Origin of the sequence: Nonomuraea sp. GTA35 (assembly GCF_041950525.1) — a bacterium.
GTDB lineage: Bacteria > Actinomycetota > Actinomycetes > Streptosporangiales > Streptosporangiaceae > Nonomuraea.
Genome location: NZ_JBGNUV010000001.1, coordinates 489709 through 509447, shown reverse-complemented (window position 1 = coordinate 509447; position 19739 = coordinate 489709). Strand labels below are relative to the sequence as shown.

Below are 19739 nucleotides of genomic sequence, written 5' to 3'. Positions count from 1 at the left end.
CTCCAGTCGCGGTTGCGGCTCCCGCGCTTTCGGAGGTCACGCCAGGGGCTGGGCGCTCCGGTCCGCCTCTTCGATCCTGATCGGTCGCGCAGAGCTGAAGCGGCGCAGCGCGTCGAGCCCCGACAGGCCGTAGACGTCCTCCACCGCGTCGGCCAGCAGGTGGCAGGTCCTGAACCGGTCGAGCGGGGTGAGGCCGAGCCGGGTCAGGTGCAGGTACGTGTAGTTGAGCAGCACCCGGTAACGCCGGAAGGCCGGGTTCGCGAAGATCGCCGCGTGGTAGGCGGGGTTGTCGAAGACGAGGCGTTGCAGCTCGCTGGGCTCGCGGTGCGGCGCGGGCGGGTCGCCCGGCCGCGCCTGGAAGGCCTCTCCCGGCTCGATCGTCGGCTGGATCAGGCGGCCGTCGGCCATCATCTCCGCGATCCGGGGGCGGTACCGCTCCAGCAGGGCCGCCCACTCCCGGACGAACGGCACGGGCGGGGCGGTGACGTCGTCCAGGCAGGCGACGACGTCCCGCACGCGCTGCGTCAGGGCCGCGCGCCGCTCCCCGAAGTCGCGCTCGAAGGAGGCGCGGGCCTGCTCCGGGTCGGCCGCCCAGGTGAGGTAGCCCTCCGCGTGCATGCGGAACGACAGGTAGCTGCGGTCGATGCGCTGGGAGGTGTGCGCGATGGTCAGCATGAGGCTCAGCGCCAGCCCGAGCCTGCCGTCGCGGCCCGCGCGCAGGTGCTCCAGCATGCCGAACAGCAGCGGGGTGGCGTCGGTGTAGAACGCGGCGAGCAGGTCGGCCTCGTCGTCGCTGCCGAGCACGTGGCGGCGCGAGTCGTACGGCGCGTCGCGGATGGAGTTGTCCGGCGGCCACGGGGTGAGCGGGCCGCGCTCCTGCTCGCGCAGGGCGAGCAGGCGGTGCCTGTCCAGGCTGGCGGCCGGCTCGAGCGCGGCCGTCGAGGGGTGCTCGCGCAGGTAGGCGCCGACGATCTCGGTCACGCGGGGGCGCACGACCTGCTCCCAGACGGCCGGGGACGCCTTGACGTTGATCCGCAGGTGCGGGCCCTGCCGCCAGTGACGCAGCACGTACGCCGCCGCCACCTGGCCGTGCAACCCGTCGAACAGCGGGCGGACGGCGTCCAGCAGCAGGCCGTCCTTGTCGGGGGCGTGGTAGTAGACGTGCACGCAGTGCCAGGTGGGGGTGTCGGATGCGGGCGAGCGGGTCAGGGGGACCACCTCCGGGGGTCGGCGAGGCCGGCGACGGCGCGGGCCGCCAGGAAGGACGTGTGCTGCTCGGCTCCGGCGCGCAGTCCCAGCCGGTTGTGGAACAGGTGGACGCAGCGCATCAGGATCAGGGAGACCGTGCGGCGCTCGGGCGGCGCGGCCAGGGCGAGGAACGCGTGCGGGGAGCCCGGGTCGAGGGGGGCGCAGCGGCCTGCGGCGTGCAGGGCGTCGAGGTCGGCCCGTAGCGCGCGGATCGAGGACGCCCACGTGGCCAGCAGGCCGGTGCCGGTGTCGGGCGCTTCCCAGAGGGTTCGGGTCTGGGCGAGCAGGGCGGTTTCGCGGCGCCGCCAGTCCTCCTCCATGGCGGAGCGCGTCCCGGTGGACGCCGCCCCTGGAGGCACCGTCCCGGTGGACGCCGTCCCGAGAGACGGCGCCCCGAGAGACGGCGCCCCGGGAGACGCAGTCCCGGGAGACGCAGTCCCGGAGGGCGCGCCGGGAGACGCCGTACCGGACGGTGGTGCGTTCGTCTGGCGGGCGGCGATGGCCAGGCGGCGGGCGGCGGCGGGCAGGTCCGGCTCGCACGCGGCGATCGCGATCGTGAGCGCGGCCAGGCCGATGGCCGTGCGGCGGCCCATGTCGGTACCGGCGCGCAGCACGTCCAGCGCGAGCCGGCTCGACACCGCGAAGTGCCGTTCGGCGGCGGCCACGCAGGCGGCGTCGCCGTACGCCTCATGCTCGGGCCGGTAGCCGATGAACGCCACCGAGCCGGCCGGGTGGAGCTGCTCGTCGTAGCCGGTACGCCGCTCGCCCCTGGCCATGGCGGCGGCGAAGGCGCGGTAGGTCGCCGCGTCGACCTGAGGGGACGGGTGCTCGGCGAAGTGAGCCGCCGCCCGCTCGCGGATGAGGTCACGGACACGCGGTTGCCGGGCGGGGTCCGGCACCTCCAGCCGGAGCCGCACGTGCTGGCCGCCCTCCCAGTAGCGCAGGAAGAAGGCGCCGCGGGCCGTGCCGTCCGCCGCCAGCTCCCGCGTCACCGGGTCCACCACGCCGGTGATCAGCGGGTCGAGGTCGCCGAAATGGAACAGGTGCGCACCGACCCAGCGCCCCTCGGCATCGTCCCGGGTGTCGGCGGCACCTGCCAGGCGCTCCTCTGCACCACCCCGAGCACCGGCGGCGCCAGCCGGACGCTCCTCGGCACCACCCCGAGCACCGGCGGCCGGGCCTGGCAGGCGTTCCCCTCCATCGCCCCGGGCAGTCCCGGCACCGGGCCGGCGGGGGTGGGCGTCGCCGCTCGTGTCCGTACGGGCCGCCGTCATCGGCGGCCCGGCTTCGCGGAGAGCTGCACGACGTACTCGGTGACGCGGGCGTCCGCGCCGTACCGGGGTGCCTGGTAGGGGTCGGGCAGGGCCTCTTCGAGGACGAGCAGCGCGCCGGGGTCGCGCAGCGTGCGGACGAAGCCGGTCAGCAGCAGCAGGTCGGTGACGTCCACGTACATGGGCTTGCGGTCCTTGCTCAGCAGCCCCGCCAGCAGGCCGTTCCCCAGGTCCACCACCCGGGCGAAGAACCGGCGGGGCACCCCGTGCAGCGCCAGCCACCCGGCCAGCCTGGGCAGGTACGCCGCCTCGCTCTCGCCCTTGGCCGGCACCGGGAACGCGCCGGCCCGCAGCCGCCAGACCGCCCGCGCCACCGTCACCCGTCCGACGTCCATCCGCGGCCAGCGCTCCACCACGCCCTCGGCAGGCGGCTCGCTCCGGGTGCGGAACACCCAGCCGGGCACCATCGCCGTGGACGGCTCGCCGAACGCCCGTACCAGGAACTGCAGCCAGGGCGGCAGCCAGTACTGGGCGGTCATGCCCAGGTGGACCGGCCTGACCTGGCGGCCCGCGCGGTCGAACAGGGCCAGCCGGTCGCAGCCCGGGTCGTAGCCGACGGTGAGGTCCGCCGGGGCGACGCTCGGGAGGCGCGCGTCGGGGGCGGTGAAGGGGTGGTCGAGGGCCAGGTCGGCCGTGGCGGGGCGGACGTTGAGGCCGCCGCCGACGAGGCCGCGGCACTCGGCCACCATGACGTCCCCCTGCGCCGCCCGCAGGCCGTCGGCGGGTGGCGCGTCGCCGCCGGCCAGGGTGACCAGGCGGTGCAGCCGCGACAGGCCGCGCCCGTACCCGGCGGAGATCGAGTTGACGACCGCGCGCACCCCGCCGGGCCCCGGCACGGCCTGCAGGTAGCAGCAGATCGACCCCGGCGGACGGACGAAGCTCGGCCACTCCTGCGCCAGCGCCTTCAGCCGGGCCGCCGTGAGATCCACCGACTCCCGGGTTCCGAGGTCCGCGCTGTACGTGCCAGGACCCGCGCTGTGAGTTCCGGGGCTCGCGTTGTGAGTTCCTGGACCGGCGCCGATCCGTTCCCAGAAGCCTCGCCGCAGCTCCGTGAGCCGGGTGAGGCCCGGCGGCGGCTCGGCGTCCGGCAGCGCGCGGACGCCCGCGACCGGGTCGCGCAGCATGGCGCGCAGCAGCGCTCCGCCCGCGCCCGGCGCCTCGCGGTGGATCTCGCGGTAGAGGTCCACCGCGGGAATCCGGGCGCCGGGGCCGTGCCGGTCCAGGAAGAACGCGGTGGCGGCGATCTTGACGGGCAGGTCGGGGTCGAACAGGCCGAGCAGCCCGCGCAGCGCGTCGAGGTCGTCGCAGACCCCGCGCCAGGCCGTCGCGTTCAGCCGTCCCGCGACGCCGGGTATGACGGCGCTGTGCCACAGCAGGTTCTTGTCGGGCAGTGACGGCCCGGGCGGCAGCACCTCCCGCAACGCCGACCGGATGACCGCGGCCGCCTCAGCGCCGTCCCCGGCGACGCCGTCACGCCGCAGCACCGCATGAACGGCTCCGGCGGCCTCGCCACCGTCACGCGACACCGCAAGTACACCCCCGCCAGCCTTGTCGCCGCCACGCGACACCGCAAGTACGTCCCCGGCCGCCTCGCCGCGGTCACGCAGTGCCTCGGCGACCCGGCCCACGGCCCGCGCGTACGGGGTGGGCCCGTCCGCCGCGAGCCACGCCGCCAGCTCCCCCACCGGGTCGGGGCCCTGCTCGTCGTACGGCGGGACGTACTCCAGCAGCCCCGCCTCCGCCAGCGGCTCGATCCCGGGGGCCGCGGCGAGGGTGGCGCTCTCCCGCCCGCGCACCCAGTCGAGGGCCTGCCGGACCTCGGGGCTCGTCGGCACACCGGCCAGCGGCTCGCCGTGCCCGGGGCTGAGGAACCAGATCCTGTTCCCGTCGTCGGCGGCGGACGGGTTGACGCGCAGCCGGGCCCGCTCCCGTACGCGCCGGTGCCGGGTGAGCACCGCCCACAGCGGGCGCAGGACCGCCCGGTCGAGCTCGGCCATGAGCTGCCAGGACGGCTCGCCGCCCGTCCGCACCGCCGGCCCGTCCGGCTCCCACCGGCCCAGGCCGCTGAGCGTGAACGTGGCGTACGGGCTGGTCTTGACGCTCGCGCGGGCCAGGTAGCGGGCCAGCCGCAGCAGCTCCTGCCGTTCGGGCGGGCGGTCGGCGGGGCCGGCGAGCCAGGCTTCGAGCCTGCCGGCCAGCACCGCGCTGCCCTGGGCGAGGCCGTGGCGGAAGCCGGCGTCGGACACCGCCTCGCGCAGCACCGCCGTCTTCTCCCGCGACTCCGCCGCCAGCACGGCGGGCAGCGCCGCGCGCAGCTCCTCCGCCCGGCGCCACAGGGCGGTCCACGCGCCGATCCCGGCGGCCAGGCCCGCGGGCAGGGCCGCCAGCACCTCGGCGGACGCGGCCCGGCCGCTCGGGCGGCGTCCCGCGAACACCGCGCGCCGCAGCGCCACCAGGCCCGCTTTCAGCGGGCCCGCCGCCACGCCGCCGATCACCTCGTGCAGCGGATCGGACAGCTCCGCGCCCTCCCGCCGCAGCCGGGCCGAGACGTCCGCCAGCTCGCCCACCAGCCGCCACGTACGGGTGCAGCGCATCCGGTCCAGCCCGGCCACCGGCAGCCCCGCGACGCGGACGGCGAGGACGGGCGAGAGTGCATAATCGGGATCAGCGAGCCTTGCAGAGTCGCCGTCCCCCGCGACGGGGACGGCGTGCGCTACCTGGGTCAATGGAACGCGCTCCTCGAAGGGTTCGTCAGGGGCCGAGGGCGCCCACGGCACGGGCGCCCTCGACCCTGCTCGTCATCCCGGTGGCCGCGCGCGGCTCACCGGAGGGCCGACGCCGGCTCTACAGCTCCGGAGCCCAGCAGCTCATGGCCGTCAGGTACGACGAGCAGTAGCCCGGGGAGGAGGAGGCACCGGTCTCGATGGTGCCGTGGCCCTCCGCCACGATGGAGTCGGCCGAAACGACGTCGATCGAGTCGACCTCCAGGCCGCGCAGGTCGAGCTTGAGGTTCTCACTGGACATGTGTGTCTCCTTCTGAAGTGTTCTGTACGAAAGGGTCGAACAGGGTCACGTTGTCGTCGGGGCGGGCCTCACCTCCTCGTTGACCGGGGCCGGGATGGGGCGGGTCACCAGGGGCCCGCCGGTCGGTGGGGTGCCCATCGCCAGGAAGGACAGGCTCCGCAGCGGGGTTCCGGCGAGGCCGAGCGCCTCGTCGGTGGTCTCGTTCGCGCCGTCGGAGTGGATGCGGGCGGCCAGGCCCAGCGCGGTGGCGGCCAGCGCCGCCCGCTGGGCGATCAGGCCCGCCTCGATCTGCTGCATGCGGTACCAGCGGTCGCCGAACGTTCCCGCGCCCGCGACCGGGTCGCCCACGGGGATCAGCACGGCGGCGGCGCCGCGCAGCGCCACCCGCGTGTTGGCCAGCAGCGGGCCCGTGGCCACGGCCTCGACCCGGGCGGCGCCGGACAGCTCGTGAAGGGTGTGCCGGACGGGGTCGTACCAGTAGGCGCCGCGCGGCAGGCCGGCCACCCGCAGGGACAGCAGGCACAGCGCGGTCGCGGCGGGTCCCGTCGCGGCGCCGGGCAGGTCGGCCGGGTAACCGCCGCCGGCCGCCGCCAGCACCGCGCCGAGCGCTCCTCCGGGGAGCGGCACCGGGCGGTAGCCGGCCGTGGGGGACGCGCGGCGCGCCACCGCCTCGGCCGGGTTCGCGCCGGTGGTGGGCTCGGGAGCCGGAAGGGTCCGGCCCGCTCGCACGGGCAGCCGCTGCCGCAGCGCACGATCCCTTGAGCCTGCCCTGTCCGCAGATCCAGCCCCGTCCGCGGAGCCGGTTTCGTACGCGGAGCCGGTTTCGTACGCGGGGCCGGTTTCGTACGGGGCGGTGTCACCCGGGGACCCGGCCGCGTACGGAGCGCGCCCGTCCGGGGGCGAGCCGAGGGGAACGAGCGTGCAGGCCCGGTGCAGGGCGGCGGCGGGGCCGTCCGGCATGGGCCTGGGCAGCGGCCTGCTCTCCCCCGCCACCGGCCGCGACATCAGCTCCCCCGCCGGGGACGGCGTGGGCGGCTCATCGGCGAGCAACGCGGCAGGCCGCATCGGCGGAGCACCGGAGGAAGGGGCGGGCTGCGACCGCGGCTCGCCGGGACGGGACGGGGGCCGCGCGCCGCTGGGCGGCAGGGTGAGGGTGAGCACGGCCAGCGTGGCCTCGCGGGTGCCGTCGAGGCCGAGCAGCCGGTTCACCTCGCCGTCCGGGAACCGCAGGCCGGCCCGGGCCGCCAGGCCCAGCCGCTCGCCCACGGCCAGCGCCTGGGCGATGAGCACGCCGGTCTCCTGGCAGATCAGGCGGTAGCCGAAGTCGCCGTACTTGAACATCGACCGCCAGAACACCGCGGACAGGACGATCGCCAGGTCCGCCGGGGGGCCGTCGGTGAGCAGGCCGGTCAGCGCCGGGACGTGGTCGCCGTCGCGGAGGCGCTCCAGCACGTGGTGCACCGGGTCGTAGTGGTACAGCGCGGCGGGCAGGTGCGGCTCCCCGGCAGGCAGGTGCGGCTCGCCGGTGGGCAGGTGCGGCTCGCCGGTGGGCAGGTGCGGCTCGCCGGTGGGCAGGTATGGTTCTCCGGCGGGCCGGCACGACTCGCCGGCGTACAGGAGCGGCTCGCCGATGGCCACGTACGCCTCGATGGGGTAGAGCCCGCCGCCCGACGGCGCGGGCCGGCCGGTGAGCAGCATGGGAGGCCGCCCCGAAGGCTCGCCGCCGTCGTCGAGGTGGTGGGACCACACGATCCTGGTCATGCCGAGCAGGTCCCGCAGCAGCTCGCCGAGCAGGCCGATGCCCCGGTGCCGGCCGGCGGTCCAGGGCAGCCGGACGCGTTCGGCGCCGGGGTAGCGCTTGTGCCGGGTCGGCGCGGCCGACCAGTCGATGGACAGCGGGCCGCGGTCGCGCATGGCGGCCAGGTAGCGGCTCGTGGCCGCGCCGGGCGCGCTCGTCGCCGGGGTCGTGTGCACGCGGGGTCTGCCTCCTTCCTGCGGCGGGACCGGTCAGGGGAACGGGTGCGGGTACGGGTTCAGCTCCTCGGGCCGCAGGTCGCGGTCGCGGTGGCCGAGGATCCTCGGCAGGCTCGGCAGCCGGGGCAGGCCGTGCACGCGCCGGTAGCGGTGCCCGAACGTCATGGACAGGGTCCCTGGCACGATGACCTTCGCGGCGTGCATGCCGCACGCCCGCGCCTCGGGCGAGGTGATGTCGACGGCGATGACGTCGAGCCCGCCTGCCAGGTAGCGGCCCGCCAGCTCGGCCACGTCCGCGCAGAGGTCGTCGTGCTCCGGCCACGCCGTCCGGGCCGTCACCTCGGCCAACGTCAGCGCCGGCCCCTCCAGCGGCAGGAAGCCCAGCCTGCCGAACGCGTCCGGGTGGGCGTAGGTCAGGGGATGGTGCTCCAGCAGGCGCACCTGGTCGGAGTCCGCCACGAGCCGCGCCGAGTACGCCGGGTCGTAGCGTTCGAGGTGGCTGGCCAGCATGGGGCCGAGATCCTCCAGCGCCCTGCGCAGCGCGCGTTCCGGATCGAGGTGCGAGGCGGAGCCGCACAGCGCCCGCGGCCGGTCCGGCCGGTCCAGGGCGTCGACGGCCATCACCCAGAACACCGGAACCCGCTGCTCCAGCAGCGCGGCGAACGCGTGCACCTCGTAGCCGAGCCGGTCCCGAACCCGCTGGGCGAGCATCGGGATGCGGCGGTCGGACGCCGAGCCGAGGTCCACCCGCGGGACGGGCATGCGGGCGTACCAGGTGGCCAGGGCCGCGTCCCGCTCGGCCACCTCCAGCAGGCCGTACAGGATCGCCTCCGCCGGGTGGCCGCCCAGGGCGCAGCCGTTGGAGCACTCGTAGGCGAAGCCGAGGTCGTCGCGGGGGCGGGGGCCGAAGAAGGCGTAGCTCTCCGGTACCAGGACCGGGGCGTCGCGGCCGAACGAGTACGCCCACACCCAGGTCGTGGGGCGTTCTGGGGCGAAGCGGGTGAACAGGAAGCCGGGCTGGTCGTACCAGTCGTCGGGATAGAGGCCCAGCGTGCGGGGGTCGAGGGCATGGTCGGCGACGTCCGCGTACGCGGCGCGGACGGTCGTCCGCCGGCTGCGGGGGTGGATGCCGGCGATGCGCTCCAGGGCCTCGGCGACGGCGGTGGCTCGGGCCGAGGCGAAGTCGTCGCTGCGGCCGTAGCCGTGGTGGCTCTCGTGCTCGGTGCGGGCCGGGCTGAGCCGGGCGACCGCCATCGGGCCGCCGCCGCGTTCCTGCGCGACCAGGGCCTGCACGATGCCGGTCTCCGCGTCGACGAACCGCCGCTCCAGCTCCGCCTCCCGGCCGGTGATCCGGCCGACCCGGTACGTCCAGGGGTCCGGCTTGGGGGCCGGGCGCGGGACGTAGCGGCCCGCGTGCGGGCCGTCGTCCTGGCGGTCGCCGCAGTCGGGGCAGAGCGGGTCGGGCAGGAACGCGTGGCGGCGCACCGCGGCGGTGGGCAGGCGGACCTTCAGCAGCGCGCCGTCGGTACGGGCGGAGCCGGGGTCGTGCCGCAGCCGGCGCACCTCGTCGGCGACGAGCGCGGCCACCGTTCGGGAGACGAGCGGGGTGAGCAGGGCGGTGGGCCGCGAGTCCAGGTCTTCGGCCCACTTCGCGCGCAGCGCGTCACGGGCCTGCGCGTCCGGGCGGTTGCCCGCGCGCCTGCGCGCCACGCAGGTCGGGCAGCCGGGACGGGACGGGCGGACGACCGGGCCCACCAGCGCCCAGCCGGCCTCGACGCGCACCGGCAGCCACGGCACGTCCCGCTCGGCCGCACGTCGCGCCACCGCGGGGTACGGCCGCACGTCGTCGGCGTCGCTCGCGACGACGATCGCGCCGCCTCCCGGTCCGGCGGCGGTGGCGAGGGCCGCGCGGATGGCGGCGTGCAGGCGGCCCTCGCCGAGGACGGTCACCCGGTCGGGGTCCGCGCCGGACGGGACCGGGGTGATGGTGGCCTCAGTCATCGAGCAGGACGACTCGGATGACGAACGGCAGCAGCCGGGCCGCCTCTGGGTCGCCGTCGAGCGGCACCGCCACCGGCACCTTGCCCGCGCGGCGCAGCGCTCCGGCCATCGTCCGCACGGCCTCGGACGGGTCGCCGTCCGGTGGCCAGAGCGGACATGTGGCGGCGTACGCGGGTTGCCCGGCGGTACGGGACTGCCAGCGGAGCAGCAGCCGTTCCAGGCCGTCGCGCAGCGCGTCGGGGACGGTGGCAGCCACCGACACGACCGTCTCCAGTCCGGGGGTCGTCAGGGTGACGGCCGGCGCGCCGAAGGCCGCCGTGTGGTCGCGGACGCGCGGTGTCTCGCCGGCCAGGACGAGCTGTCGCAGCAACGCCTCCGCGGCCGGGTCCCCCCGGGGTTCCACCGGCGCGCCCGATGCGGCGTGGCCGGCGGGGGCGGCTGCCAGGCGGGTGGCCAGCAGGTGCTCGCAGTGGGCCCGCAACCCGGCAGCCAGCGCCTCCGGCCAGCTCAGCCCGGCACCGGTGCCGACCGGCGGCTGCATCGCGCCCGTGCCGGTGGCGGTGGTGGCCGTGCCGGCGCTGGCGGTGGTGACGGTGGTGAGCCGGAGGTCGGCCTTGGGCAGGTGGCGTGGCCGCCCGTCCGGCAGTTCCACGCCCCAGGCCGGGCCCTCCTCGCCGGGGTCGGATGCGAGCAGGCCGTACGTGGCGAGGGCGGCGAGCAGGCAGCGCAGCCGGGCCGTCCGCTGATCGGGGCCCCAGCCGAACGCCTGCGGCCTCGGCGCCCAGCCGGGCAACACGCTGAGCGGGTCGGAGACGACCGCCTGGCACACCGCCAGCGGGGACTGCACCAGCGCCTGCTCGTCCAGCATGCCGAGCACGCCCGACCGGGAGTCGACCAGTTCGGCGGTGAGAGCGAGCAGCCCGTCCGCGTGCGGGGAAGCCGCCTCCGCCACCACGACCGGCCCCGAAGCCGCCGCCTCCGCCACCACGACCGGCCCCGAAGCCGCCGTCACCGGTCCGGGCGTCGCCAGCGCCTTCGTCAGGCCCTCGACCGCCTCGGGGCCTCCGCCGGGGCGGGCGGCCGCACGCGGATGGGGCAGGAACCGGTGCGGGAGCGTGTCGAGAGTGCGCAGGTCGATCCGGGTGAGCGCGCGTTCAGAGGTCGTGTCGAGCCCGGTCACGTGGGAGAAGCAGGCGAGCGCCAGTACGGCGGCGACCACCGTGGGCACCGGCCCCGCCAGCAGGTCCTCGTCCGCAGTGACCGGGGCCGAGGCGGGCAGCCCGGCCAGGCGATGCCAGCCCGACTCCCCCGCGGTCTGCGCGGGCCGTCCCACCTGGCTGAGCCAGACCTCCGCCGGGCCGACCAGAGCCTGTCCCAGCACGACCCCGGCCGCCTCGCAGGCGCGGGCCGTCGCCACCAGGTCATCGAGGTCCGCACTGACCTGGAGCACGACGTCGGCGTCCCCGGCGATCGTCCGGCCGAGCACCTCCGCATCACGGGCGGAGGAGCCGTCCGGGCCGGAGGAGCCTGCCGTGTCGGAGGAGCCTGCCGTGTCGGACGGGAGCGCGTGGATCTCCTGGGCGGGGTCGCGGCGGGCGGCTTCGGCGGCCTGGACGACCCGCCCGGGATCGGGGCAGATCACCGTGACCCGCCGCCATCCCGCGCCGACGCACGCCCCCGCCAGTGCCTCCAGCAGCGGGCCCGAACCGGTCAGCACCAGGTGGGCGCGGCGGATGCGTTCGAAGCGCGACTCCGGCGAGTCCAGCGCGTAGCCGATGAAGGCGATCTCCTCCGCGTACGCCCGCAGCTCCGCCCCGCTGAGCCCGTGTGCCCGCGCCTGCCGGGCGTCCACCACGAACCGCTGCTCGGCGAGCCGCCCCACCAGTTGCTCGACCATGTCCCGCCGGTCGCCGGGAAGGTGCGCGGTGAGCTCGGCCAGCGTGTGGCGGCCGGTCAGCGCGGGCGCCAGCCTGGCGAGCCAGGCGTACGCCTGCCGCCCGCGCAGCGTGCACGCACCGTAGTCGCTGTGGACGTAGGCGCCGTCGGGGCTCTCGACGAACCGTACGTCATCCCGTAGCTGCGGTCTCATAGCCGGATCGGCTTTTGGGAGCGCTCCCATGAGTGGGATGTTACGAACGAGAAGCGTTTATGTAAACCCCAAATCACCCCTTTTAAGTGCATCCACTGACGGTTATAATCATGAAATTCCACATTTAATTACGGAATGTCACTTTCCCGATGAATGACATTTTGCTGCGCAGCACGCAGAACTCGTTCCCCACCCCAAGGCCACCTCGGCACCGGCCCAGGTGGCCGTCGCGGGCCTCGTCAGGTGATCTCGAGGTTGGCCATCATGCCCATGTCCTCGTGCTCGGCGTTGTGGCAGTGGAAGAGGTAGCGGCCCCGGTAGCCGTCGAAGCGGGTGATGATCTCCACCGATTCGCCTGGGCTCAGGGAGACGGTGTCCTTGAGGCCGGCGTCGTGGGGCAGGGGCGGCCGTCCGCTGCGCGAGAGCACGCGGAAACCGACCAGGTGCAGGTGGACGGGATGGTGGACGTCCGCGATCAGCCGCCACACCTCGACGTCGCCGAGCCGGGCGGTGACGTCGGTGCGGGCCGGGTCGAACGGCAGCCCGCCGATCAGCCAGCCATGTCCGCTGTGCATCCGCCCGGTGCGGAAGGCGAAGTCGCGCACCCTGACGGCGTCCGACCGGCGCCAGGACGGCAGATCGGTGGACAGCGTGCCGGGGACGCGGCTGTCGTCGGCGGCTTTGCGCGCCACGCGGAAGGCCATGACGTCACGCGTACGGCCGGAGCCCAGCCGGTTGAGCAGCCTGACGCGGCTCCCGACCGGGACGCCCGAGAAGTCGATGATCAGGTCGTAGCGTTCGGCCGGGGCGATCGGCAGCAGCCTGTGCGTGACCGGCGCCGCGAGCAGCCCCTGGTCGGCGCCGATCTGGACGAGGTCCAGCCGCCGCCCGTCGTCGCCGACCGCTTCGAGCTCGTAGTGGCGGGCGTTGGAGGCGTTCAGGACGCGCAGCCGGTAGCGGGCCGCGTCCACCTCGTGCACGGGCCACGGGGCGCCGTTGACCAGGATCACGTCGCCGAGCACCCCGGCCAGGTACGGCTCGCGCACGCCCGGCCGCTCCCGCAGGGCAGGGTCGAGGGCGGGATAGGCCAGGCCGCCGTCGGCGGCGAAGGCCCGGTCGGCGATCATGAGGGGCAGCTCGCGCGGCCCCGCGGGCAGGCCGAGCGCGTCCTCGGCGTCGTCGCGGACGATGTGCAGCCCGGCCAGGCCGCGCCAGATCGCGGGGGCGGTGAAGTCCATCCGGTGGTCGTGGTACCACAGCAGCGCCGGCCGCTGGTCGAGCGGGAAGGTGTAGTCGCGCGTCAGCTCGGTCACCACCGCCCGGGGGTCGTGCATGCCGTGCCCCGCCCCGCTCCCCGAGCTCTGCCCCGCCCCGTGCCCCGAGCTCTGCCCCGTCCCGTGCCCTGACCCGTATCCCGCCCCGTTCCCCGAACCGTGCCCGGCGTGGGTGGCGGCCCGCGCCCAGCCCCGGGGCAGGACGAGGTCGGTGGGGTACCCGTCGGAGGCCGCCGGCGTCCGGCCGCCGTGCAGGTGCACGACGGTCGGCACGGGCAGCTCGTTGCGGTGCGTGACGGTGACCTGGCGACCGCGGCGCGACTCGATCGTCGGCCCGGGGAAGGTGCCCTCGTACGTCCACAGCGGCGTCCGGACACCGGGCAGGATCTCCGCGACGGCCTCCCGCTGGACGATCTCGTACCGGTCGGCGCCGGCCGGCTCCAGCGTGCGCGGGATCGGCAGCGGCACCTGGTACGGAGGCGGCAGCGGCACGGCGCTGCGCAGCTCGGCACCGGTGATCGCCGGCCGGCGGGCCAGCGCGGCCGAGGTGGACAGGCCGGTGGCCGCCACCAGCCCGAGCGCCCCGCCGATGCCCAGCGCCCGCCGACGGCTCAGGCCGCGGCCCTCATCGTGCGCGCGCATCGCGAACCTCCCGCCGCAGGAGGGGCCGGCGCCAGACGGCGATGAACTGCACCACCAGCGCCACGACGGTCATCACGCCCAGCGGGATGTGCAGCCACAGCGCGCCTTCCAGCCCCGCGAAGTACTGCACGGTCTCGGCGGCCACCACCGCCGCCGTGGCCAGGAACGGCCCGGCCTGGCGCAGCCGTACCCAGACCACGATCGCCGCGATGACCTGCAGGTAGCCGATGGACGTGAGCACGTCGGCGCCGATCGCGTGCCAGCGCAGGCTGTCGTAGTCGCCGGTCAGATACACCCCGGCGAACACCGGCTGCCCGGCGATCGCCACGACGTGCGCGCTGACGACGACCCGCAGCGCCCACCCCGTCCATCCCATCGACGCCGTCGTCGCCGGCGTCCTCGGTGACGTCGTCGCCGGCGCCGGATGCGCCATGTCGGCCGCGGTGGCCATGAGGGGGCCCCTCCTCTTCGTTCCCGATTCACGAGCACCACCGACGATATGAAGAATGAGTTATCTTGTCTAAGATCAATATTGCTATGGTGTTATGTATCGGGAGTCATGATGGACCTGAACATGCTCAGGCAGTTCGTGGTGGTGGCCCGGCTGGAGCACCTCAGCCGCGCGGCCGACGAGCTCCGCGTCGCCCAGCCGTCGCTGAGCCGTACCATCAGCCGGCTGGAGAGCGAGCTGGGCGCCCCGCTGTTCGACCGGGCCGACCGGCTGCGGCTGAACGACACGGGCGCGCTCTTCCTGGGGTACGCCGAGCGCTGCCTCGGCGAGCTCGACGCGGGGCGGCGGGCCGTCGCCGACGCCGTCAGCCAGGGGGTGGGCAGCGTGCGGCTGGCCTCGGAGACGTTCCTCACCCTCACCGGGCCGCTGGCGGCCTTCAAGCGCGATCATCCCGGCGTCGAGTTCGTTCTGCACTGGACGGCGGCCGAGGAGATGGCCCGCCGCCTGCGGGCCCAGGACGTCGACCTGTGCGTCGCCTCGCAGCCCATCCACGCCGAAGGCCTGGCGTCCGAGCGGCTGTTCGACGAGGCCGTGGGGGTGGGCACGCCACTCGATCACCCGCTGGCGGGCCGCGCCCGGGTGAGCATCGGCGAGCTCGCCGGCCAGCCCTTCATCACCGCCCGCAAGGGGCACTGGATCCGCAGGCTGCTCGATCGCCTCTTCGCCGCACGCGGCCTCACCCCGAGGATCGTCTGCGAGAGCGACGAGCCCAGCGCCATCGCGGAGCTGATCAGCGCGGGGCTCGGCATCGGGCTCGTCCCCGCGTTCGCCCGCCGCGTCGCCACCCGCACCCCAGGCGCCTGGATCGCCGTCGACGAGCCCGACTGCCGCCGCACGGTCACCCTGTACTGGGGCGCCGACAGCCACCTGTCGGCCGCGGCCCGCCTGATGCGCGCCACGATCACCGGCTGGGACTGGAACGCCGGCGAGCCGCAGGGGCTCGGGGCCGCTCGCCCATGACCCGCTCATCCAGGCGAGCGCGCCGGCCAGACCACGGCCACGGCCCGGCCGCCCTCCAAACCAGCGGCCCGCCCTGACGAAAGGCCGCCGGTCAGGGGCCCAGGAGCGGGGCGAAGTATCCGCCGTGCCCTTCGGCGAACGCCGCGAGCATGGCGGCGGCGTTGGCGCGGTCGGCCTCGTCGGGGTCGTCGGCGGCCAGCTCGTGCGCCAGCACCCACATCTCCAGCATGATGGAGTACCCGACGAGCACGTCGGGGCCGCCCGCGGGGTCCAGCGCGGCGGCGGCCACGCGCCGGACGGCGGCCTGCAGCGGGGCCCCGATCGAGGCGGGATCCGCGCGGAGGTGCGCGGGGGGTGCGCGGGGGTGCCAGGGCTCGCGCTCGTGCTCTCGGAGCTACGCGCCATCGGCCGGGTCGTCGGAGAGGACGCCGACACGCTGCACGAGTGGGAGAACACCTACGTCGAACTCCGTTACCTCGCGGTCCACCTCGGCGGCGGCGAGGAGGACCTTCTCGCCGAGGCCGAGCGTCGGCTGAACCGCGGCGGCTGGCAGGTGCGGAACCGGGTGCCGCCCGAGAGCTTCCTGGAATCGGACAGCTGGCCGGGCGCCATCGTCTCGGTGGAGCCGCTTCGCGGGGCGGCCGTGCGTGGCGACCTGCGGCAGGAGATCGCGGCCACGGAGTTGCCCGTGGACAGGATCGCCTACGTGACCGTGCAGCAGTGAGCCCTGACCCACCGCCATGAGCCGTTGGACGTCGCGGACGAGGCGAGGGCGCGTGAGCCGTACCACCAGGTGAGGGCGGACGCGGCGAGCCCGGCTGCGATCGGCGGGAGCAGCGCGGCACCGGCGGCGTCGAGCGGGCCCCGGGTGCCGGCGACGAGGTGAGCCCGAGCACGACGACCGCGATGGCCCCGCCGCGGCGCTCGTCCCCGGCCCGGGCCGGGACGAGGGCCGCCGCGATCGCGGAGGCCGGTCAGGCAGGGACGGGAGCGCCGCCGCGGGCGGCCGGCTGATCACAACAGGCGTTCGACCTGGGAATCGGCAGCCGGAGGCACCCTTCTGCCCTGACATGTCAGGGCTTTCTTCGATATTCGGCGGAAGCCTATGGGCAAGACGAAGATCTCGTCTTATATTACGGCGCAGAGCAGCGTTATTCCCTTCACGTTCCAGCGTATGAGCCCCGGCATCCGCCGACGGATCTCCGCCTCCGGCGATGCCGCACCCCCACCCACGCCGAACGCGGCGCCCTCTCCGAGATGGGACAGGTCATGCGGACGTCACCCCTGTTATCCCTCTTACTCATCATCACCTGCCTGGTCGTGCCCGCCCCGGCACACGCCGAGGTTCCGCCGCAGGAGCCCGGCATCACCCTGCGCACCTACGACGTGCAGGTGGAGCTGTCCAAGCTGTGCACGCTCAAGCCCGGCCAGACCCCGAACGTGGACAAGCTGATGCCCACGATCGACTGGACCACCGACGCGGACTTCGGCCTGACCGACATGTTCGTCACCGAGGCCGTGGGCAACATCGCCATCCCCGCCGCCGGCACCTACGAGTTCCGCCTCACCAGCGACGACGGCTCCCGGCTGCGCATCGGCGACACCGTCGTGATCACCAACGACGGGCGGCACGGGCCGATCGCCGTGGACGGCACGATCACGCTGGCCGCCGGCTACCACGCGCTGCGCGTCGACCACTTCGAGCACCTGTACGGCCAGCAGCTCAAGCTGGAGTGGAAACCGCCAGGGGCCGCCGCGTTCTCCCTGGTGCCGGCCTCGGTGCTGAGCACCGACGCGGACGTGGTGAGGGTCACCGCCCCGGGGCGCAAGGAGTGCGAGAGCGGCGCCGACTCCCCCGGCGACGGGCTGCCCCTGACGTCCGTGCACCCGGATCTCACGCTCACCGACCTGCGCCCGGCCGGTTTCGAGCCGCAGGTGAGCGCGATGGACTGGCTGCCCGACGGCCGGCTGGCGATCGCCACGTGGGGCGGTTCGGAGACCAGGCTCGGCGAGGTCCACCTGCTCGGCAACGTCACCGGCCAGACCTCGCCCGAGCGGGTGACCACCAAGAAGATCGCCGGCGGGCTGCAGGAGCCCATGGGCATCAAGTACGTGGACGGCAAGCTCTACGTCTCGGAGAAGTCCCGGCTGGTGGAGCTGAACGACACCGACGGCGACGAGGTCGCCGACGATCTCAGGACCGTGGCGACCTGGCCGTTCGGCGGCAACTTCCACGAGTTCGCCTTCGGCCTGCTCTACCGCGACGGCCACTTCTACATCAACCTGTCCGTCGCCATCGACTACGGCGGCGCCACCACCGACCCGCAGCCCGCGCGGGACAGGGGCACGGCCATCAAGGTCAGCAAGGCCACCGGCAAGGTCGAGTACGTCGCCGGCGGCCTGCGCACGCCCAACGGGCTCGGCTGGGGTCCGGAGGGTGAGCTGTTCGTCATGGACAATCAGGGCGGCTGGCTGCCCGCCTCGAAACTCGTGCACGTCAAGCAGGACCGGTTCTTCAACCACTACACCAACCCGGACGGCCCGTTCGACGGCAACCCGGTCAGCCCGCCCGTGTTGTGGCTGCCGCACAACGAGATAGCCAACTCCCCCAGCAACCCGCTGGTCATGAAGCGGGGCAGGTTCGCCGGGCAAGTGCTGTTCGGCGACGTCACGTACGGCGGGATCCAGCGGGCCTACCTGGAGAAGGTCAACGGCGAGTACCAGGGCGCGGTCTTCCGCTTCACGCAGGGGCTGGAGGCGGGGGTCAACCGGATCAGCCTGGGCCCCGACGGCGCCATCTACGCCGGCGGCCTGGGCGCGGGCGGCAACTGGGGCCAGCCGGGCAAGCTCACCCACGGCCTGCAGAAGCTGACGCCGGGCGAGGGCAAGGCGTTCGACATCCTGCGGATGCGCGCGGTGGAGGGCGGCTTCGAGCTGGAGTACACCGAGCCGCTGTCGGCGGAGACCGCCGCGTCGCTGGCGGCCAGGTACCAGGCCACCCAGTGGCGGTACGTCGCGGCCTCCACCTACGGCGGCCCCAAGGTGGACGAGGAGCCGCTGACCGTCACCTCCGCGAGGCTGACGGCCGGCGGCAGGAAGGTCACGCTCAAGCTCGCCGGGCTGAAGCCGGGACGGGTGGTGCACCTGCGCTCACCGCGCCCGTTCACCTCGGCCTCGGGGCGGCCGCTGTGGAGCACCGAAGCCTGGTACACGCTCAACTCGCTGGTCGGCGGCCGGCCGGCGGACACCACCTACGAGGCGGAGAGCGCCTCGCCCGGCGGCGGCGCGAAGCTGAACACCGACCACCTGAGCTACTCGGGCAGCGGCTTCGTCGACGGCTTCTGGACGGCGGGGGCGTCCACGCGGTTCGCCGTGCGGGTCGCCGAGGCCGGCACGTACCACGTGAGCCTGCGCTACTCCAACGGCCCGCACCCCGCGCCCGGCGCCAAGTCGCTGAGCGTGTACGTCAACGGGACCAAGGTCAGGCAGGTGCCGCTGCCCACGACGGAGACGTGGGACCAGTGGGCCACCCGGGTCGAGCCGCTCGCGCTGAAGGCGGGCGCCAACACCATCGCCTACACCTACGACAGCGGCGACGCCGGCAACGTCAACCTGGACTCCATCACCGTGGCCGCGCGCCCGGTGCTCGAGGCGGAGCACGCCGCGCTACGCGGTGGCGCGGCGGTGAGCACAGAGCACCAGGGCTACACCGGCAAGGGTTTCGTCGGCGGCTACACGGCCGTGGGCGCGAGCACGTCGTTCTCCGTACGGGCGGACTCGCCCGGCCCGCACAACGTCGGGCTCCGCTACGCGGCGCCGGCCGGCACGTCGGTGAGCGTGTACGTCAACGGGACCAGGGTCAGGCAGGTCCGGCTGGCGGCCACCGGCGGCTGGGACGACTGGGCCGTCCAGACCGAGACGCTCGACCTCAAGCGGGGCTCGAACAGGATCGCCTACAGCTACGACTCCGGCGACGCGGGACAGCTCAGCCTCGACCATCTCACGGTGTCGCAGGCCGAGCGGATCACGCTGTTCGACGGGTCGAGCCTGGCGGCGTGGGAGAAGCGGGCGGGCGGGGCGGCGACCTGGCCGGTCGCGAACGGCTCCATGGAGTCGTACGGCGGCGACATCCGCACCCGGCGGACGTTCGGCGACTTCAGGCTCCACGTCGAGTGGTACGAGCCGGACTACCCGCCGGACGTGACCGGCCAGCAGCGCGGCAACAGCGGCGTCTTCCTGCAGGAACGCTACGAGGTGCAGGTCCTGGAGTCGTACGGTGACACCACGCCTGCCGCCGACGAGGCGGGCGCCATCTACTCCAAGCGCGCGCCCGGCCGCAACATGGCCACCGCCCCGGGCACGTGGCAGACCTACGACATCACCTTCCGCGCGGCCCGCCACACCAGCGCGGGAGTGAAGGTCGACGACGCGAGGGTGACGGTCGTCTGGAACGGGGTGGTGGTGCACGACGACGTGCCCGTCGACGGCGGCACGGGCGACAACATCCCGGAGAGCGCGGCGGCGGGCGGGATCCGCCTGCAGGATCACGGCGATGCCGGCGAGAACCCGCGCTTCCGCAACGTGTGGATCGAACCCGTCTCCTGACCGCCCGAGGCAGGCCGTCCCCTCCCGCGAGGGGGGCGGCCTGCCGTCACCAGGCGGCCGGGCGGTGTCTGCCCGGTGCG

At 74.7% G+C, this 19739-nt stretch carries 14 protein-coding genes; 4 read left to right on the top strand and 10 right to left on the bottom strand.

All coding sequences use genetic code 11. The features are described 5' to 3' along the window. Positions 1-36: 36 nt before the first annotated feature. On the bottom strand, positions 37-1218 hold the full coding sequence (locus ACBJ32_RS02245) for a thiopeptide maturation pyridine synthase (RefSeq protein ID WP_375125160.1): 1182 nt from the start codon (positions 1216-1218) through the stop codon (positions 37-39). Next, positions 1206-2249, bottom strand: a complete 1044-nt coding sequence (locus ACBJ32_RS02240) for a lantibiotic dehydratase C-terminal domain-containing protein (RefSeq protein ID WP_375125956.1) — start codon at positions 2247-2249, stop codon at positions 1206-1208. The genes ACBJ32_RS02245 and ACBJ32_RS02240 overlap by 13 nt, the downstream gene beginning before the upstream one ends. A 33-nt stretch (positions 2250-2282) precedes the next feature. Here ACBJ32_RS02240 and ACBJ32_RS02235 point away from each other — a divergent pair, with 33 nt between their 5' ends. Beyond that, a complete protein-coding gene (locus tag ACBJ32_RS02235) occupies positions 2283-2600 on the top strand; it encodes a hypothetical protein (protein ID WP_375125159.1) in 318 nt (105 codons plus the stop codon). Here ACBJ32_RS02235 and ACBJ32_RS02230 read toward each other — a convergent pair. The 7 genes from ACBJ32_RS02230 to ACBJ32_RS02200 form a co-directional block, all read right to left on the bottom strand. Next, on the bottom strand, positions 2519-5305 hold the full coding sequence (locus ACBJ32_RS02230) for a lantibiotic dehydratase (protein WP_375125158.1): 2787 nt from the start codon (positions 5303-5305) through the stop codon (positions 2519-2521). The genes ACBJ32_RS02235 and ACBJ32_RS02230 overlap by 82 nt on opposite strands. A 118-nt stretch (positions 5306-5423) precedes the next feature. After that, positions 5424-5603 (bottom strand): hypothetical protein, encoded by a 180-nt coding sequence (locus ACBJ32_RS02225; protein ID WP_185103968.1) that lies wholly within the window; start codon positions 5601-5603, stop codon positions 5424-5426. Positions 5604-5648: 45 nt separating this feature from the next. After that, positions 5649-7577 (bottom strand): nitroreductase family protein, encoded by a 1929-nt coding sequence (locus tag ACBJ32_RS02220; RefSeq protein ID WP_375125157.1) that lies wholly within the window; start codon positions 7575-7577, stop codon positions 5649-5651. A 33-nt stretch (positions 7578-7610) separates the two neighbouring features. Further along, the gene (locus ACBJ32_RS02215; RefSeq protein ID WP_375125156.1) at positions 7611-9578 is read right to left on the bottom strand and encodes a TOMM precursor leader peptide-binding protein; all 1968 of its coding nucleotides are present in this window, start codon (positions 9576-9578) and stop codon (positions 7611-7613) included. Next, complete coding sequence (locus ACBJ32_RS02210) at positions 9571-11667, bottom strand: hypothetical protein (protein WP_375125155.1); 2097 nt, start codon at positions 11665-11667, stop codon at positions 9571-9573. The genes ACBJ32_RS02215 and ACBJ32_RS02210 overlap by 8 nt, the downstream gene beginning before the upstream one ends. A gap of 239 nt (positions 11668-11906) precedes the next feature. Then, the gene (locus ACBJ32_RS02205; RefSeq protein WP_375125154.1) at positions 11907-13583 is read right to left on the bottom strand and encodes a multicopper oxidase domain-containing protein; all 1677 of its coding nucleotides are present in this window, start codon (positions 13581-13583) and stop codon (positions 11907-11909) included. Continuing rightward, on the bottom strand, positions 13567-14034 hold the full coding sequence (locus ACBJ32_RS02200; RefSeq protein WP_375125153.1) for a hypothetical protein: 468 nt from the start codon (positions 14032-14034) through the stop codon (positions 13567-13569). The genes ACBJ32_RS02205 and ACBJ32_RS02200 overlap by 17 nt, the downstream gene beginning before the upstream one ends. Positions 14035-14142: 108 nt before the next feature. Here ACBJ32_RS02200 and ACBJ32_RS02195 point away from each other — a divergent pair, with 108 nt between their 5' ends. Next, complete coding sequence (locus ACBJ32_RS02195) at positions 14143-15054, top strand: LysR family transcriptional regulator (protein WP_375125152.1); 912 nt, start codon at positions 14143-14145, stop codon at positions 15052-15054. 91 nt (positions 15055-15145) lie between these two features. Here the strand turns inward: ACBJ32_RS02195 and ACBJ32_RS02190 are convergent, their stop codons facing one another. Then, entirely contained in the window at positions 15146-15343 is a 198-nt protein-coding gene (locus ACBJ32_RS02190) for a hypothetical protein (RefSeq protein ID WP_375125151.1), read from the bottom strand. A 75-nt stretch (positions 15344-15418) separates the two neighbouring features. Between ACBJ32_RS02190 and ACBJ32_RS02185 the strand changes: the two genes are divergently transcribed. Together ACBJ32_RS02185 and ACBJ32_RS02180 are read left to right on the top strand one after the other, a co-directional pair. Further along, positions 15419-15778, top strand: coding sequence for a hypothetical protein (locus ACBJ32_RS02185; RefSeq protein ID WP_375125150.1), 360 nt, complete (start codon positions 15419-15421; stop codon positions 15776-15778). A gap of 545 nt (positions 15779-16323) precedes the next feature. Continuing rightward, a complete protein-coding gene (locus tag ACBJ32_RS02180) occupies positions 16324-19659 on the top strand; it encodes a family 16 glycoside hydrolase (protein ID WP_375125149.1) in 3336 nt (1111 codons plus the stop codon). The last annotated feature ends 80 nt before the right edge of the window (positions 19660-19739 follow it).